Origin of the sequence: Pseudomonas sp. SR18, assembly GCF_023701505.1 — a bacterium.
Taxonomy (GTDB): Bacteria; Pseudomonadota; Gammaproteobacteria; order Pseudomonadales; family Pseudomonadaceae; genus Aquipseudomonas; species Aquipseudomonas cyclaminis.
This window is the reverse complement of the sequence record NZ_JAMQAU010000017.1, coordinates 1-16,156: the sequence shown is the minus strand read 5'-3', so window position 1 is coordinate 16,156 and position 16,156 is coordinate 1. Positions and strand designations below refer to the sequence as shown.

Sequence of the window (16,156 nt, the reverse complement as noted above, 5' to 3'; positions counted from 1 at the left end):
CAAGGGTCGTGCCGCTTGGCGAACAGAAACGAAAAAGGGCTCCCGAAAGAGCCCTTTTCTTTTTACATCAACAGCTTATTAAGCGAACGGATGACGCAGAACGATGGTTTCGTTGCGGTCAGGACCCGTCGAAATAATGTCAATCGGCGCACCGATCAGCGCTTCGACACGCTTGATGTAGGCACGGGCGTTGGCCGGCAGTTCTTCCAGGGTCTTGGCGCCCACGGTCGATTCGGTCCAGCCCGGTACTTCTTCGTACACAGGCTGCAGGCCTACGTAGCTGTCAGCGTCAGTCGGAGCAACATCGTTGCCTTCTGCATCTTTGTAGCCGACGCAGATGTTGATGGTTTCCAGACCGTCGAGCACATCCAGCTTGGTGAAGCAGATGCCCGAGATGCTGTTCACATCGATAGCGCGACGCAGGATAACGGCGTCGAACCAGCCGCAACGACGTGCACGGCCGGTGGTAGCACCGAACTCGTGACCTTGCTTGGCCAGGTGCGCACCGACTTCGTCGAACAGTTCAGTCGGGAAGGGACCCGAACCTACGCGGGTGGTGTAAGCCTTGGTGATGCCCAGGATGTAGTCCAGGAACATCGGGCCAACGCCCGAACCGGTCGCAACGCCGCCAGCGGTGGTATTGGAGCTGGTCACGTACGGGTAGGTGCCGTGGTCGATGTCCAGCAACGAACCTTGGGCGCCTTCGAACATGATGTCTTTGCCAGCGCGACGCAGGTCGTGCAGCTCGGCCGTGACGTCCAGCATCAGCGGCTTGAGCAGCTCGGCGTATTCCTTGCACTCGGCCAGGGTCTTGTCGAACTCGATGGCTGGCTCTTTGTAATAACCGACCAGCATGAAGTTGTGGTAATCCACCAACTCACGCAGTTTGTCTTCAAAGCGCGGCATGTTGAGCAGGTCGCCCACACGCAGGCCACGACGCGCAACCTTGTCTTCGTAGGCTGGGCCGATGCCGCGACCGGTCGTACCGATCTTCAGCTCGCCACGGGCCTTTTCACGGGCCTGGTCCAGCGCAACGTGGAAGGACAGGATCAGCGGGCAGGACGGGCTGATACGCAGGCGCTCGCGCACCGGTACGCCTTTCTCTTCCAGCTTGATGATCTCGCGCAGCAGGGCATCAGGTGCAACTACCACGCCGTTGCCAATCAGGCACTGCACGCCTTCGCGCAGGACGCCCGACGGGATCAGGTGCAAGACGGTTTTTTCGCCATCGATGACCAGGGTATGGCCAGCGTTGTGGCCACCTTGGTAGCGCACTACGGCGGCAGCATGTTCGGTCAGCAGATCAACGATCTTGCCTTTGCCCTCATCACCCCATTGGGTGCCCAGGACTACGACATTCTTACCCATAACACTTGTCCTCATTCGCGCAAACTTGGTGCCGGCGATGGCCGGCAGGAAAACTCAAGAAGCCAGTGGCGATACTTGCCAAAGCCCGTTCTGCAGAATCAATTGCCGGTCGCAGTCCGCATCACGGGCGGCGGCCAATGGCTGGCCAGGCAAAGCCTGGACAACACGCTGACCCTCACTGCGCAACTGGCATACCTGCTGCCAGAGTGCTGCGTCCGTACTGTCGGGCATCCAGATGCCACCAGACGGCAGCTCGACCTCAGCACGCCCCAGGGTCACCAGGGTTTTCAAATCGGTGGAGAAGCCAGTCGCCGGACGGGCGCGACCGAAGTCGGCGCCGATATCGTCGTAACGACCGCCTTGGGCGATGGCCTGGCCAACACCCGGGACAAACACCGCGAACACCACACCGGTGTGATAGTGGTAACCGCGCAGCTCGCCCAGATCAAAGTACAGCGGCAAATCGGGGAAGCGCGCCGATAACTGCTCGGCAATCGCCAGCACGTCATCCAGCGCAGCCAATACCGGCGCTGGCGCATTGGCCAGGCGCTCACGCGCAGCCGTCAGCACTTCACGACCGCCGCACAGGTTCACCAGCGCGCGCAGCATGCCGGCGAGATCCGCAGGCACGCCGTCGGTCAACGCGATGACTTCATCGATAGCCTTGCGCTGCAGGGCATCGAACAACTGCTGCTCGACCTCACCAGACAAACCGGCCGCACGGGCCAGGCCACGGTAGATACCAACGTGACCCAGGTCCATGTGGACATCGGGCACGTCAGCCAGTTGCAGCATGGCCAGCATCAAGCTGATCACTTCAACGTCACTGCTCGGACTGGCATCACCGTACAACTCGGCGCCCAACTGGATCGGGCTCCGGGAGGACGACAAGGCCCGCGGCTGAGCATGCAGCACGCTGCCGGCGTAGCACAGGCGGCTCGGACCTTCGCGGCGCAGGGTGTGCGCATCGATGCGCGCCACTTGTGGCGTGATGTCTGCCCTGAAGCCCATTTGCCGACCCGATTGCGGGTCGATGACCTTGAAGGTGCGCAGATCCAGGTCCTGGCCCGCGCCGGTCAGCAGGGATTCCAGGTACTCGATATGAGGCGTTACGACAAACTCGTAACCCCAGCTCTGGAACAGATCCAACACCTGGCGACGCGCTACTTCAATGCGCGCAGCTTCTGGTGGCAGTACTTCTTCGATGCCATCTGGCAGCAGCCAGCGGTCTACCGTTGCCATTACGCCATTCCCCTTTGATCCGGGCGGCCAGCCCTCGGCCGAGCCTTGAGTGAAGCAGAAAACACCCGCCCTCTGCATAAACCACGCGCAAGAGCGACGTGACGAACGGCCTGCAAACGGCCTCGTCGGGCACTTTCCTCGAAAAACCTGTCACGCCTGCCGAATCAAACATGCAGACGCAAAAAAGCCGGGAATTTCCCGGCTGCCGCATCATACACCCGTTTTCTGAAAGGATCACCCCGCCAGGCATTTTAGCCGCCCGACGGAGTGCGCCCTACAGAATCACAGGCTGGTTACTTGGACTTTTCCAGGTAGCGGAAGAAGTCGCTGCTTGGGTCCAGCACCATGACGTCGGTTTTGTTCGCGAAGCTCTCACGGTAGGCACGCAGGCTGCGGTAAAACGCATAGAACTCCTGGTCCTGGCCGTAAGCCTTGGCGTAGATCGCCGCAGCCTGGGCATCACCATCACCACGCGCCTCTTCAGACTCGCGATAGGCTTCAGCCAGCAGTACGCGACGCTGACGGTCTGCATCCGCACGGATACCTTCAGCCAGCTCGTTACCCTTGGCGCGGTGCTCACGGGCTTCACGCTCACGCTCGGTGCTCATGCGCTCGAACACGCTGCGGTTCACTTCCTTCGGCAGGTCGATGGCCTTGACCCGCACATCGACAACTTCGATGCCCAGCTCTTTTTCCGCCATCGTGTTCAGCGAACGCGTGATGTCAGCCATCAGTGCGTCACGCTCACCGGATACCACCTCGTGCAGGGTGCGCTTACCAAACTGGTCACGCAGGCCCGATTCCAGACGGCGCGACAAACGCTCGTCGGCAATCTGCTTGAGGCCGGAGGTCGCGGTGTAGAAGCGCTCGGCATCCTTGACGCGCCACTTGGCGTAGGCGTCAACCATCACGGCTTTCTTTTCCAGGGTCAGGAAGCGTTGTGTCGGTGCATCCAGGGTCATCAGGCGGGCGTCGAACTTGCGCACCTGGTTGACGTAGGGGACTTTCACATGCAGGCCCGGCTGGACATCTGCCTGGACCACGCGACCGAATTGCAGCAGCACCGCACGCTCGGTCTGAGCCACGATGTAGAAGCAGTTCCAGGCAGCGATGACCACGACGACGCCCACAATCAGGGCGGTCAGCGATTTATTGCTCATCAACGACTCTCCCTGGTACGTGATTGCTGTTGCAGCAAGTCAGCGGCTGCACGAGCGCTCGCTTCGTTGGCAGCGGCATTGGAGCCGGAGGCCGGGGCGCTGGTGCTGCTACGACCACCTTCGATCATCTTGTCCAGCGGCAGGTACAGCAGGTTGTTCTGCCCACCCTTGCTGCCGGTCACGAGGACCTTGCTGGTGTTGCTGAAGACTTCCTGCATGGTGTCCAGGTACAGACGCTCGCGGGTGACTTCAGGGGCCTTGCGGTACTCGGCGACCAGCTTGGTAAAGCGATCTGCCTCACCCTTGGCGCGGGAGACCACTTCATCGCGGTAACCGTTGGCATCTTCGATGATGCGCTGGGCCTGACCACGGGCTTCCGGCACGACGCCGTTAGCATAGGTTTCAGCCTGGTTGCGCGAACGCTGCTCGTCTTCACGGGCGCGGATCACGTCATCGAAGGCTTCCTGCACTTCACGCGGTGCCGCTGCGCTTTGTACGTTCACCTGGGTAACGGTGATACCGGTGCGATAGGTATCGAGGAACCGTTGCAGGCGCTCCTTGATTTCGCTGGCCATCAATTCACGACCTTCGGTCAGTACCTGGTCCATCGCAGTGGAACCCACCACATGGCGCAGGGCGCTTTCGGTCGCGTGCTGCAGGCTGATTTCCGGCTGATCAACGTTCAGCACGAAGTCCTGCAGGTTGCTGATCTTGTACTGCACGGTCAGCGGCACTTCGACGATGTTCTCGTCTTCGGTCAGCATCTGGCCCTGCTTGGTGTAGGCACGCTCACGCGTGACGTTCTCCATGTACTTCTTGTCGATCGGCGGGAAGTAGATATTCAGGCCCGGGCCGACAGTCTCGTAGTACTTGCCGAAGCGCAGCACCACGGCCTGCTCCTGCTCATCCACGACGTAGACGGCGCTGTACAGCCATACCGACGCCAGCACGACAAGACCCAAGCCCAGCAGGCCATAGCCACCGCCCTTGCTGGTACGACCACCGTCGTCACCACCACGTTTTTTTCCACCACCGAACAACCCATTCAGGCTTTCCTGCAGCTTTCGGAAGGCCTCGTCGAGATCTGGTGGCCCCTTGCGGTCGCCATTATTGCGGCGCTTACCACCCCAAGGATCCTGATTATTCGAGTTGCCACCCGGCTCATTCCAAGCCATAGCGCTCTCCATCTGATAAAGCAAAGACGCACCCACGGCGCGCCGACCAATGCTACAGAATGCCTGCTACTGCGGCACAACCGCTTTCGGAGGCTTTTATTGCAAAGTGTGTTGTTCGATGAACTCTGTCGGGACTACACCCTCACGGCTGACCAGCCGATTGAGCTCCGAGCGCGGCAACCGAACGGCCAGCAAGCTGACACCTTCTTCGTCGTGTTCTTCTTTCTGTACCGCGCCCAGCTCGAAAAACTGTGCACGCAGTCGAGCAAAACGCTGAGGCAAGCGCAAGGTGCCGACAAACAAATCGCTGCCGAGCAACTCGGCGATGGCTTGTTCAAGCAGCTCCAAGCCACTGCCATCTCGCGCCGACAGCCATACCCGCTGGGGTTTGCCGTTCTCGTCGCGCTGGATTTGTGGCTCAACGCCTTCAAGCAAATCGAGTTTGTTATAGACCTCAAGGATCGGCAAGTCCTGGGCGCCAATCTCGCCCAGCACCACCATCACCTGTTCAATCTGCAACATGCGATCCGGTTCAGCCGCATCGATCACGTGCAACAACAGGTCGGAATTGCTCGACTCTTCGAGCGTAGACCGAAATGCCTCGACCAGCTTGTGGGGCAAGTGACGAATGAAACCCACGGTGTCGGCCAGGACGATCGGCCCGAGGTCGCCAATGTCCAGGCGGCGCAGGGTCGGGTCGAGCGTGGCGAAGAGTTGATCGGCGGCGTACACGTCGGATTGGGTCACGTTGTTGAACAGCGTTGACTTGCCGGCGTTGGTATAGCCCACCAGGGACACGGTAGGGATATCCGCGCGAGAACGCCCACGTCGCGATTGCTCGCGCTGGCTGCGTACTTTTTCGAGGCGGCCCTTGATCTGGCGCAGGCGAACCCGCAGCAGGCGCCGGTCGGTTTCGAGCTGGGTCTCACCCGGGCCACGCATGCCGATGCCACCACCCTGACGCTCAAGGTGAGTCCAGCCGCGAACCAGCCGGGTGCTCATGTGGTCAAGCTGGGCCAGTTCTACCTGGAGCTTGCCCTCATGGGTACGGGCGCGTTGGGCGAAAATATCGAGGATCAGGCCGGTACGGTCGATCACGCGACACTCGAAAACACGTTCGAGGTTACGTTCCTGACTGGGCGTGAGGGTGTGATTGAAGATCACCAGATCGGCTTCTTCGGCGTGGACCAGGTCGCGCAGTTCCTCGACCTTGCCGCTGCCAATCAGAAATTTGGCGGTTGGCCGATGACGCGGCACGTTAAAAAACGCAACGGTCTCGGCGCCGGCCGAATTTGCCAACTCCTGAAACTCCTGCGGATCTTCGCGCGCCTCAGGGTCCTGTCCATCCAAGTGAACGAGGATTACCCGCTCACCACCACCGTGGCGCTCAAAGAACAAAGGAGACTCCTATCAGGCGTTACCTGGCTCAGCGTCACCGACTTCGTCACCTGCTGCGCTAGGCAGACGGATTGGACGAACTGGAACGACTGTCGAGATAGCGTGCTTGTAAACCATCTGGCTGACGGTGTTTTTCAGCAGGATCACGAACTGGTCGAACGACTCGATCGTGCCTTGCAGCTTGATACCGTTGACCAGATAGATGGAAACCCCCACTTTCTCTTTACGTAAAGTATTCAAGTAAGGGTCTTGTAGCGAATGCCCTTTTGACATGTGCCGCACTCCTTTAAGGATCAATAATAAAAAATCGGAAAATAGATAGCTCATGGCCGTCACACCCCCAAGGATAGACGGCAATTGCAAGGACTCAGCTCAATATGGAGACCGTTCCCAAGTATTTCAAGGCGCGTGACAGATTGTCGCTGTCCAGGCTGTCCAACCAGTGCAAATCGCTCCAGCTGCGCAACCAGGTGAACTGGCGTTTCGCCAATTGGCGCGTGGCAATGATGCCGCGCTCCTGCATTTCGGCTGACGTCAGCTTGCCATCCAGATGATCCCAGACTTGGCGATAGCCTACAGCGCGTATCGAAGGTAACCCTGGATGCAGGTCACCTCTGGAACGCAGTGCTACGACCTCGTCGATAAACCCCTGTTCCAACATAATTGTGAATCTTTGTGCAATTCGTTCATGCAGCACCTGACGATTTGCCGGAGCGATGGCCAGATTCGCCACAGTATAGGGCAATTGTGACTGTCCAGAAGCGCCTGCGTCAGCACTTTGCGCACTTTGTTTCAGGCGTAGTTCAGTCATGGTCTGGCCGCTGACACGCCAGACTTCCAGAGCACGACTGAGACGCTGGGGGTCGTTGGGGTGAATGCGCGCGGCCGAGACCGGATCCACCGCCGCCAACTGGTCGTGCAAGGCTTGCCAACCAAGGCGTGCAGCCTCTTCTTCGAGTTCGGCACGCACCTGGGCATCAGCCGGCGGCATATCCGCCAGACCTTCCTGCAAAGCCTTGTAGTAGAGCATCGTGCCGCCCACCAGCAGCGGAATGTTGCCCCGTGCGGTGATCTCGGCCATGGCGGCCAGGGCGTCGGTGCGAAAATCCGCGGCCGAATAGCTCTCGGCCGGGTCGATGATGTCGATCAAACGGTGCGGATGCTCAGCCAATAGCGCTTTAGACGGCTTGGCCGTACCGATGTCCATGTCCCGGTAAACCAGGGCAGAGTCGACACTGATCAGCTCGCACGGCAACACCTTGGTCAGCTCGATGGCCAGGTCGGTCTTGCCGGCAGCCGTTGGGCCCATCAGGAAAATCGCGGGGGGCAAGGTACTCATCAACGGCCGCGCAGGAACAGTTTGTCCAGATCGTCCAGGCCCATTTGGGTCCAGGTCGGTCGGCCATGGTTGCATTGGCCGCTGCGCTCGGTGTTTTCCATGTCACGCAGCAGGCCATTCATTTCCGGCAGGGCCAGACGGCGGTTGGCGCGGATGGCGCCGTGGCAGGCCATGGTGCCGAGCAGCTCGTTGATGTGCGCCTGGATACGGTCACTGGTGCCGTACTCCATCAGGTCTGCCAGCACGTCGGCCACCAGCCGGTTGGCTTCGGCTTGCTTGAGCAGCGCCGGAATCTGGCGGATTGCCAGGGTTTCCGGCCCCAGGCGTTGCAGTTCGAAGCCCAGTTTCTGGAACACGCTGTGGTGCTCTTCGGCGCAATCGGCTTCACGCTGGCTGACGGCCAGGGACTCCGGCACCAGCAGCGGCTGGCCGCTGAGGCCTTCGCTGGCCATGGCGATCTTCAGGCGCTCGTACATGATCCGCTCGTGCGCGGCGTGCATGTCCACCAGCACCAGGCCGTGGGCGTTTTCCGCGAGGATATAGATACCTTTGAGCTGCGCCAGCGCATAACCCAGCGGCGGAATATCACCGCCACCTTCCGGCAAGGCCACTGCGCCCGGCTCGGCACCCGGCAGCGGCGCGAAAAATTCGCGGTAGGCCGCCTGGGCCTCGGCCACAGGCACCGTCGACTGCGGTCGCGGTGTGTATTGGTATTGATAGCCTGCGCCCGCACCGGAGCCCGGCGCGGTATACGCAGGTTGCGACTGCGGCGATTGCAGCAGGTTGGCCGCCAGGCTCATTTCGCCCTGAGGCCCAAACTCGCCAGCTTCGGGACCGCTCGGACGCACCACCGCCGTCACTATCGGCACCGACAATTGATCATCCGGGCGCACGTCGCCCAGCGCGCGGTGCAGGGTGCCATAGAGGAAGTCATGCACCATGCGCCCGTCACGGAAGCGTACTTCGTGCTTGGTCGGGTGCACGTTGACGTCGACCACCGAAGGGTCAACCTCAAAGAACAAGACAAATGTCGGATGCCGCCCGTTGAACAGCACATCGCGATACGCCTGGCGCACCGCGTGGGCCACCAGCTTGTCGCGCACCGCACGGCCATTCACAAAGAAGTACTGCAAGTCCGCCTGGCTACGAGAGAAAGTCGGCAAGCCAACCCAGCCCCAGAGCCGCAAGCCATTGCGCTCGATCTCGATCGGCAGCGCCTGCTCCAGGAACCCACCGCCGCAAATCGCCGACACTCGCCGAGCGCGCGCGGCGTCGTCATGGGCTTCGTGCAGGCTGAGGATGGTCTTGCCGTTGTGCCGCAGGTGGAATGCCACGTCGAAGCGAGCCAAGGCCAGGCGCTTGATGACTTCTTGCAGGTGATCGAATTCGGTTTTCTCGGCCTTGAGGAATTTGCGCCGCGCCGGGGTGTTGAAAAACAGGTCGCGCACTTCCACCGACGTGCCCACCGGGTGTGCCGCCGGCTGGACCCGCGGCGCCATGTCACGGCCTTCGGTTTCCACTTGCCAGGCCTGCTCGGCATTACGGGTGCGGGAAGTCAGGGTCAAGCGGGCCACGGAACTGATCGAAGCCAAGGCCTCACCGCGAAAGCCCAGGCTCATGACCCGTTCGAGGTCTTCCAGGTCGCGGATTTTGCTGGTGGCGTGACGAGCCAGGGCCAGCGGCAGGTCATCGGAAGAAATGCCGCTGCCGTCGTCACGTACCCGCAGTAACTTGACGCCACCCTGCTCCACGTCGACATCAATGCGCTTGGCACCGGAGTCGATGCTGTTTTCCAGCAGCTCCTTGATCACCGATGCAGGGCGCTCAACAACCTCGCCCGCTGCAATCTGGTTAGCCAGGCGCGGGCTGAGCAACTCAATGCGCGACCCGCTGTTCAAGGTAGATTCGCTCATTACTGCGCCGCCAATTCAGTGCCTGGGATGGTCAACACCTGGCCAACTTTCAACTCATCGGTCTTCAGGTTGTTGGCACTGCGCAACGTCGCGGCCGAGACCTGGAAGCGCACCGCCAGCATCGCCAGGGTATCGCCGGGCTGCACACGATGGTCACGCGGGCCTTGGGCGATCTTGCCGGAGTCCCGCAGCCAGGCGATGTAGGTGCCAGGCGGCGGGTTTTGCTGGAAGAACTGACGCACACCGGCGCTGATGGAGCGCGCCAAGGCCTGTTGGTGGCTGGCACTGGCGAGCTTGGACGCTTCGTTGGCGTTGGAGATAAACCCGGTTTCCACGAGGATCGACGGGATGTCCGGTGACTTCAGCACCATGAACCCGGCCTGTTCAACACGCTGTTTGTGCAGCGAAGTCACGCGACCGATGTTGCTCAGGACCTTCTGGCCGACGTTCAGGCTGGAGGTCAGCGAGGCCGTCATCGACAGATCGAGCAATACACCCGCGAGCATCTTGTCCTTGTCATCCAGGGATACGTTGCCGGCACCGCCGATCAAGTCGGAACGGTTTTCGCTGTCGGCCAGCCAACGAGCGGTCTCGGACGTAGCGCCGCGATCCGACAACGCAAACACCGAGGCACCGAACGCAGCGGTCGAGGGCGCCGCATCAGCGTGGATCGACACGAACAGGTCGGCCCCCTTCTTGCGGGCGATTTCGGTACGGCCGCGCAGCGGAATGAAGTAGTCGCCAGTACGGGTCAGCTCGGCGCGATAGCCTTTCATGCCGTTGACCTGGCGTTGCAGTTCACGGGCGATGGCCAGTACCACGTCTTTTTCATGCTGGCCCCGCGAGCCGGATGCACCGGGGTCTTCACCGCCGTGGCCGGCGTCGATCACTACGATAATGTCGCGTTTGCCCGCCGGGGCAGGCGGCGGTGGCGGCAACTTGACTTGGGGCTGCGACGGGTTGACCGGCACGGCGGGCACAGTCGCCACGGCCGGTGTCGGCGCAGGCGGCGGTGCGGCATCGGCGGCGTTGTCGAACAGGTCGACCACCAGGCGGTTGCCATACTGGGCATTCGGCGCGAGGGAAAAGCTTTTCGGGGTCACGACTTTTTTCAGGTCGATGACCACACGCAAGTCGGTCGGTGTGCGCTGGGCCGAGCGCATGGCGGTAATCGGGGTGTTGGCGGTGGACACCTTCAGCGGCGCGGCCAGGGTCGCGCCGTTGATGTCGATCACCAGGCGATCAGGCGCCGTGAGGGTAAAGACGCTGTGCTGGACCGGGCCAGACAGGTCGAACACCAGTCGCGTGTTATCCGGCGCTCGCCACAGGCGAACACTCTTCACCTGTGAAGCAGCCAGAGCATTGACAGTCATTGCCGCAAGCAACACCCCTACGACAGCAACCAACGCGCGAAAGCGCATACCTAACCCCACCAATTATTTGAATTCCAATACCAGAGCAGCACACCACGATTCACCGCGTGGGCTCTGGGGCAACAACTTCAGCTGACGTCCTGATTCATGCGGCGTAATGGTAATGGTCAGGTCCGGCTTTGGCAAAAAGCCTGTGCCTTTATCTGGCCACTCGATCAGGCACAGTGGGTCATCATCGAAGTAATCACGGATGCCCATGTACTCCAGCTCTTCAGGATCGACCAGGCGATAGAGGTCGAAGTGAAAAGCACGCACCGCACCGATCTCGTAAGGCTCGACCAAGGTGAACGTCGGGCTTTTCACCGCCCCCGTGTGGCCCAACCCACGAATGATGGCCCGTGACAGCGTGGTCTTGCCCGCCCCCAGATCGCCTTCGAGAAAGATCAATCCCGCGCCACGCGTGACCTGCGCGACGCGATGACCGAACGCGACCATGGCGTCTTCATCGGCCAGGAAAAGGATTACTTCAGGCACGGCGACTGCTCCTCCAACAATTGACGAATGGCCGGTATCAGGTCGCTGGCCGCCAGGCCACGCCCCAGGCTGCCCTGGCGATCCCCTGCCGTGGCGTGCAACCACACGGCCAGGCAGCTTGCTTCATAAGCTGGCATGCCTTGAGCCATCAGCGCACCCACCAGGCCGGCCAATACGTCGCCCAAACCTGCCGTCGCCATTGCCGGATGGCCCTGATCACAACGGGAAACACGGCCATCGGGGCTGGCAATCAAACTGCCAGCACCCTTGAGGATAGCCACTGCCTTGAATTTCTGGCTCAACGCGCGCGCTACCTTAAGGCGGTCGGCCTGTACCTCGGCTGTCGAAATGCCCAACAAGCGCGCAGCCTCGCCCGGATGCGGCGTAATCACACTGCCGCTCGGAAGACTCACAGTACCAGCAGCCAACTGATTCAATGCGTCTGCGTCCCACACCTGAGGCAGCTGTGCGTTGGCGGCAACCGATATCAGGCTTTTACCCCAGGACGCCTCACCCAGGCCCGGACCAATGACGATGACCGAGATTTTTTCCAGCAGGCCCATAAGCTGGTTGGCTGAGCTCACGCCTACGGTCATGACTTCCGGCATGCGAGCCAACGCGGCAGGCACGTGCTCAAGGCGAGTCGCCAGTGACACCATGCCTGCCCCGCTGCGCAAGGCACTTTGCGCACTCAACAGCGCTGCGCCGCCAAAGCCGCGATCGCCACCAATGACCAGCAAGTGGCCGAACTGGCCTTTATGGGCGTCCGGGGAACGCGCAGCCAGTTGCGGCAAATGGCCGTGCAACAAGGACTGAACGTCGGTTATTTCGTGTTTTGTCTGCGGCATGCGTCTTCAAGCTCCGATGTCTGGCAGAATTATACGCATCTAACCTGTGGTTTCCCGTGTCTCATGCCCGCTATTACCTCCGATCTGCCCGCCCTCGCCCAATCGATCAAAGACTGGGGCCGCGAGCTGGGCTTTCAACAAGTCGGCATCAGCGGCCTGGACCTGGCTGAGCATGAACAGCACCTGCAACGCTGGCTCGACGCGGGCTACCACGGCGAAATGGACTACATGGGCGCCCATGGCAGCAAACGCTCGCACCCTGACGAGCTGGTTCCCGGCACCTTGCGCGTGGTGTCGCTGCGCATGGACTATCTACCCGGCGACACTCAAATGGCGCAACTACTGGCCCAGCCGGAAAAAGCCTACATCTCGCGCTACGCCCTGGGCCGTGACTACCACAAGCTGATCCGCAAGCGCGTACAGCAACTGGCCGACCGGATTCAGGCGCAGATCGGCCCGTTTGGCTTCCGCGCCTTTGTCGACAGCGCGCCCGTACTTGAAAAAGCCATCGCCGAAAAGGCCGGCCTGGGCTGGATCGGTAAAAACACCCTGGTACTCAACCGCAAGGCTGGCAGTTATTTCTTCCTCAGCGAGCTGTTTGTCGATTTACCGCTGCCGGTGGATGAGCCCCATAGCACCGAACACTGCGGCCGTTGCACGGCGTGCCTGGATATTTGCCCGACCAACGCCTTTGTCGGCCCTTACGTGCTGGACGCCCGGCGCTGCATTTCCTATCTGACCATCGAACTCAAGAGCGCCATTCCTGAAGACCTGCGCCCGCTGATTGGCAACCGCGTGTTCGGCTGCGATGACTGTCAGATCGTTTGCCCGTGGAATCGTTTCGCCCGCGCCACCAGCGAGGGCGATTTCAAGCCTCGGCATAACCTGGATAACGCAGAACTGGCCGAACTGTTTATGTGGGACGAGGATAAATTCCTCAGCAGCACCGAGGGCTCGCCCCTGCGCCGCGCCGGCTACGAGCGCTGGCTGCGCAACCTGGCGGTGGGCCTGGGCAATGCGCCGTCGAGCATTCCGGTGCTGGAAGCCTTGAAGGCGCGCCGGGATTACCCCTCGGAGCTGGTACGCGAGCATGTGGAATGGGCGCTGAACCAGCACGCCACGCGCTAGTGCACGTCGTCGTTGTAGACGAACTTGGGCATTTCCCAGTGAAAACGGATCGCCAACAGGCGCAATAGAAAGCCGCTGAACAGGGTCAGCAGGATCGCTTGCTCGCTGGGCAATTGCAGATACAAACAGAGCAAATAGAACCACGCGGCTAGGAACGACACGCTGGCGTAGAGCTCGCGGCGGAAGATCAGCGGAATGTCGTTGCAGAAAATATCCCGCAGGATGCCGCCAAAAACCCCGGTGATCACGCCGCTCACTGACGCCACCAACATACCGTGCCCCATTTCCAGGGCAGTCATGCAACCGATCAGCGTGAAGGCCACCAGGCCCAAGGCATCCAACGCCAGGAACAACGAGCGCAGGCGGCGCATCAGGGGCGCGATAAAGATTGTCACCAGCGCCGCCACCGAGGTCAGCACCAGGTACTCCGGGTGTTTGACCCATGTCAGCGGGTAATGCCCCAGCAACACATCCCGCACCGAACCGCCACCCAGCGCCGTTACACAGGCAATCAGCACCACGCCGAACCAATCCATGCCGCGACGCCCCGCAGAGAGGGCACCGGTCATGGCTTCGGCGGTGATGGCGATCAGGTAAAGCATCAGCAGCATGATGGCGATCCTTGTAAAGTTGTAGTGAGCGGGCTTGCCCCGCGCTGGGCTGCGCAGCAGCCCCAAATAGTTGGCGATGATATTTATCGGGAGGAATGCGGCGACGGTAGTGGGGCCGCTACGCAGCCCAACGCGGGTCAAGCCCGCTCACCACAGGAAGCCCGGACACGGTAAGAAACCGTTTCAAGCCTTGATGAAGTGCTTGCGGTAATGCTGCAACTCGGCGATCGACTCGCGAATATCGTCCAGCGCCAAATGGGTGCTGCCTTTGTGGAAGCTGTCTTTGACTTCCGGCGCCCAACGCGCGGCCAGTTCCTTCAAGGTCGACACATCCAGGTTGCGGTAGTGGAAGTAGCTTTCCAGCTCCTTCATGTGGGTATAAAGAAAGCGGCGGTCCTGGCAGATGCTGTTGCCGCAGATCGGCGATTTGCCCTTGGGCACCCACTTTTCCAGGAAGGCGATGGTTTCGGCTTCGGCCTCGGCCATGCTGATGCGGCTGTCGCGCACACGCTGGGTCAGGCCGGAGTTGCCGTGGGTGCGGGTGTTCCACTCGTCCATGGTGGCGAGAACGGCGTCGCTGTGGTGAATGGCGATCACCGGACCTTCGGCCAAGGTGTTGAGGTTGCTGTCGGTGACAATGGTCGCCATCTCGATGATGACGTCGGTGTCGGGGTTCAGACCGGTCATTTCCAGATCGATCCAAATCAGGTTCTGTGGGTTTTGCATGGCTTGATTCTCTTGGCACCTTGGCGTAGCTGCGCAGTTTAGCAGGCGGGGCCGTGCTAGACTCGCGACCGTTTTACCCAACCTTTGCATTATCAACACGGAACACCAATGGCCAAACGCCAGCTCAACCGTCGCCAAAACTGGCGCATCGAAAAGATTCAAGGCGAACGCGCCGCTCGCGCCGCCAAACGTGAATCCTCCGCCGTGGAAGCGCTTGAGGGCGGCGACCTGGGCCCCGAGCAAACGGGCCTGGTGATCGCGCACTTTGGTGTGCAGGTCGAAGTCGAGGCGCTGGAAGGCGAACTGGCAGGCTCTGTGTCCCGCTGCCATTTGCGCGCCAACCTGCCGGCGCTGGTCACCGGCGACAAGGTCGTGTGGCGTGCAGGCAACCAGGGCATCGGCGTGATCGTCGCCCAGCTGCCGCGCACCACCGAACTGCGCCGGCCCGACAGCCGCGGCCAGCTCAAGCCGGTAGCGGCCAACGTCGACATGATCGTGATCGTGTTCGCGCCGCTGCCCGAGCCCCATGCCAACCTGATCGATCGCTACCTTGTAGCCGCCGAGCACGCCGGCATTCGCCCGCTGTTGCTGCTGAACAAATTCGACCTGATCGACGAGCAGAACGCTCCGGCGCTCAATGCCTTGCTGGCGGTCTACCGAACCCTGGGTTACCCGGTGCTGGAAGTCTCGGCCCATCACGGTAACGGCATGGAACAGCTGCAACAGCAGTTGGACGGGCGCATCAGTGTGTTTGTCGGCCAGTCCGGCGTGGGCAAGTCATCGCTGGTCAACAGCTTGCTGCCGGAAGTCGACACCCGTGTCGGCCCGCTGTCGGAACTGTCCGGCCAGGGCACCCACACCACCACCACCGCGCGACTGTTTCACTTCCCCGGCGGCGGTGAGCTGATCGACTCCCCTGGCATCCGTGAATTCGGCTTGGGCCACGTCAGCCGCAGCGATGTGGAAGCGGGCTTCATCGAATTCAACGACCTGATCGGTACATGCCGTTTTCGCGATTGCAAGCATGATCGCGAGCCGGGCTGTGCGTTGCTCAAGGCCTTGGAAGATGGGCGTGTGCAGCAGCAGCGGATGAACAGCTATCGGTCGATTATTGCGAGTCTCCCGGAGAGTAGTTACTGACCCTGGTGGCGAGCAAGCTTACTTGCAGGGCAGAAACAAAAAGGCCGCGATCATCGCGGCCTTTTTGTATGTACTGTCCCGTCCTGAATAAGGTTTACACCTTCTGACCTTTGTTCAGGAGGACTCAATGGATACGAGAAAAAGGCGCAGCCAACGCGATTACACGCTAGCTTTTAAATTGTCGGTCGTAGACCAAGTCGA

General features: G+C 60.9%; 15 protein-coding genes. 2 read left to right on the top strand and 13 right to left on the bottom strand.

What is annotated here, in order from left to right:
* Nucleotides 1-78 precede the first annotated feature (78 nt).
* The 11 genes from NDJ82_RS22030 to NDJ82_RS21980 form a co-directional block, all read right to left on the bottom strand.
* On the bottom strand, nt 79-1,368 hold the full coding sequence (locus NDJ82_RS22030; RefSeq protein ID WP_032890489.1) for an adenylosuccinate synthase: 1,290 nt from the start codon (nt 1,366-1,368) through the stop codon (nt 79-81).
* Between the two features lie 54 nt (nt 1,369-1,422).
* Nucleotides 1,423-2,610, bottom strand: coding sequence for an ATP phosphoribosyltransferase regulatory subunit (locus tag NDJ82_RS22025; protein WP_099583673.1), 1,188 nt, complete (start codon nt 2,608-2,610; stop codon nt 1,423-1,425).
* A gap of 293 nt (nt 2,611-2,903) precedes the next feature.
* Nucleotides 2,904-3,770 (bottom strand): protease modulator HflC, encoded by an 867-nt coding sequence (gene hflC / locus NDJ82_RS22020; RefSeq protein ID WP_010213607.1) that lies wholly within the window; start codon nt 3,768-3,770, stop codon nt 2,904-2,906.
* The gene (gene hflK, locus NDJ82_RS22015) at nt 3,770-4,945 is read right to left on the bottom strand and encodes an FtsH protease activity modulator HflK (RefSeq protein ID WP_099583674.1); all 1,176 of its coding nucleotides are present in this window, start codon (nt 4,943-4,945) and stop codon (nt 3,770-3,772) included. The genes hflC and hflK overlap by 1 nt, the downstream gene beginning before the upstream one ends.
* Before the next feature lie 96 nt (nt 4,946-5,041).
* Complete coding sequence (gene hflX / locus NDJ82_RS22010; protein ID WP_099583675.1) at nt 5,042-6,343, bottom strand: ribosome rescue GTPase HflX; 1,302 nt, start codon at nt 6,341-6,343, stop codon at nt 5,042-5,044.
* A 12-nt stretch (nt 6,344-6,355) separates the two neighbouring features.
* Nucleotides 6,356-6,616, bottom strand: a complete 261-nt coding sequence (gene hfq / locus NDJ82_RS22005; protein ID WP_071482778.1) for an RNA chaperone Hfq — start codon at nt 6,614-6,616, stop codon at nt 6,356-6,358.
* Between the two features lie 94 nt (nt 6,617-6,710).
* A complete protein-coding gene (gene miaA, locus NDJ82_RS22000) occupies nt 6,711-7,682 on the bottom strand; it encodes a tRNA (adenosine(37)-N6)-dimethylallyltransferase MiaA (protein WP_150674925.1) in 972 nt (323 codons plus the stop codon).
* Nucleotides 7,682-9,595: a DNA mismatch repair endonuclease MutL gene (gene mutL, locus NDJ82_RS21995; RefSeq protein ID WP_502941244.1), complete on the bottom strand. Its 1,914-nt coding sequence runs from the start codon at nt 9,593-9,595 to the stop codon at nt 7,682-7,684. The genes miaA and mutL overlap by 1 nt, the downstream gene beginning before the upstream one ends.
* Nucleotides 9,595-11,016, bottom strand: a complete 1,422-nt coding sequence (locus NDJ82_RS21990; protein WP_099583678.1) for an N-acetylmuramoyl-L-alanine amidase — start codon at nt 11,014-11,016, stop codon at nt 9,595-9,597. The genes mutL and NDJ82_RS21990 overlap by 1 nt, the downstream gene beginning before the upstream one ends.
* Nucleotides 11,017-11,031: 15 nt before the next feature.
* Nucleotides 11,032-11,502 carry a tRNA (adenosine(37)-N6)-threonylcarbamoyltransferase complex ATPase subunit type 1 TsaE gene (gene tsaE / locus NDJ82_RS21985; protein WP_250926283.1) on the bottom strand — a complete coding sequence of 157 codons (471 nt, stop codon included), beginning with the start codon at nt 11,500-11,502 and terminating at the stop codon, nt 11,032-11,034.
* Nucleotides 11,490-12,350, bottom strand: a complete 861-nt coding sequence (locus tag NDJ82_RS21980; protein ID WP_099583680.1) for an NAD(P)H-hydrate dehydratase — start codon at nt 12,348-12,350, stop codon at nt 11,490-11,492. Before NDJ82_RS21980 ends, tsaE begins: the two co-directional genes overlap by 13 nt.
* A 63-nt stretch (nt 12,351-12,413) precedes the next feature.
* Here NDJ82_RS21980 and queG point away from each other — a divergent pair, with 63 nt between their 5' ends.
* Nucleotides 12,414-13,478 carry a tRNA epoxyqueuosine(34) reductase QueG gene (gene queG, locus NDJ82_RS21975; protein WP_250926282.1) on the top strand — a complete coding sequence of 355 codons (1,065 nt, stop codon included), beginning with the start codon at nt 12,414-12,416 and terminating at the stop codon, nt 13,476-13,478.
* Here queG and NDJ82_RS21970 read toward each other — a convergent pair.
* Entirely contained in the window at nt 13,475-14,092 is a 618-nt protein-coding gene (locus tag NDJ82_RS21970) for a trimeric intracellular cation channel family protein (protein WP_170827587.1), read from the bottom strand. The genes queG and NDJ82_RS21970 overlap by 4 nt on opposite strands.
* A gap of 180 nt (nt 14,093-14,272) precedes the next feature.
* Nucleotides 14,273-14,815 carry an oligoribonuclease gene (orn, locus tag NDJ82_RS21965; protein ID WP_099583682.1) on the bottom strand — a complete coding sequence of 181 codons (543 nt, stop codon included), beginning with the start codon at nt 14,813-14,815 and terminating at the stop codon, nt 14,273-14,275.
* A 108-nt stretch (nt 14,816-14,923) separates the two neighbouring features.
* Between orn and rsgA the strand changes: the two genes are divergently transcribed.
* On the top strand, nt 14,924-15,955 hold the full coding sequence (rsgA, locus tag NDJ82_RS21960; protein ID WP_003171340.1) for a small ribosomal subunit biogenesis GTPase RsgA: 1,032 nt from the start codon (nt 14,924-14,926) through the stop codon (nt 15,953-15,955).
* The last annotated feature ends 201 nt before the right edge of the window (nt 15,956-16,156 follow it).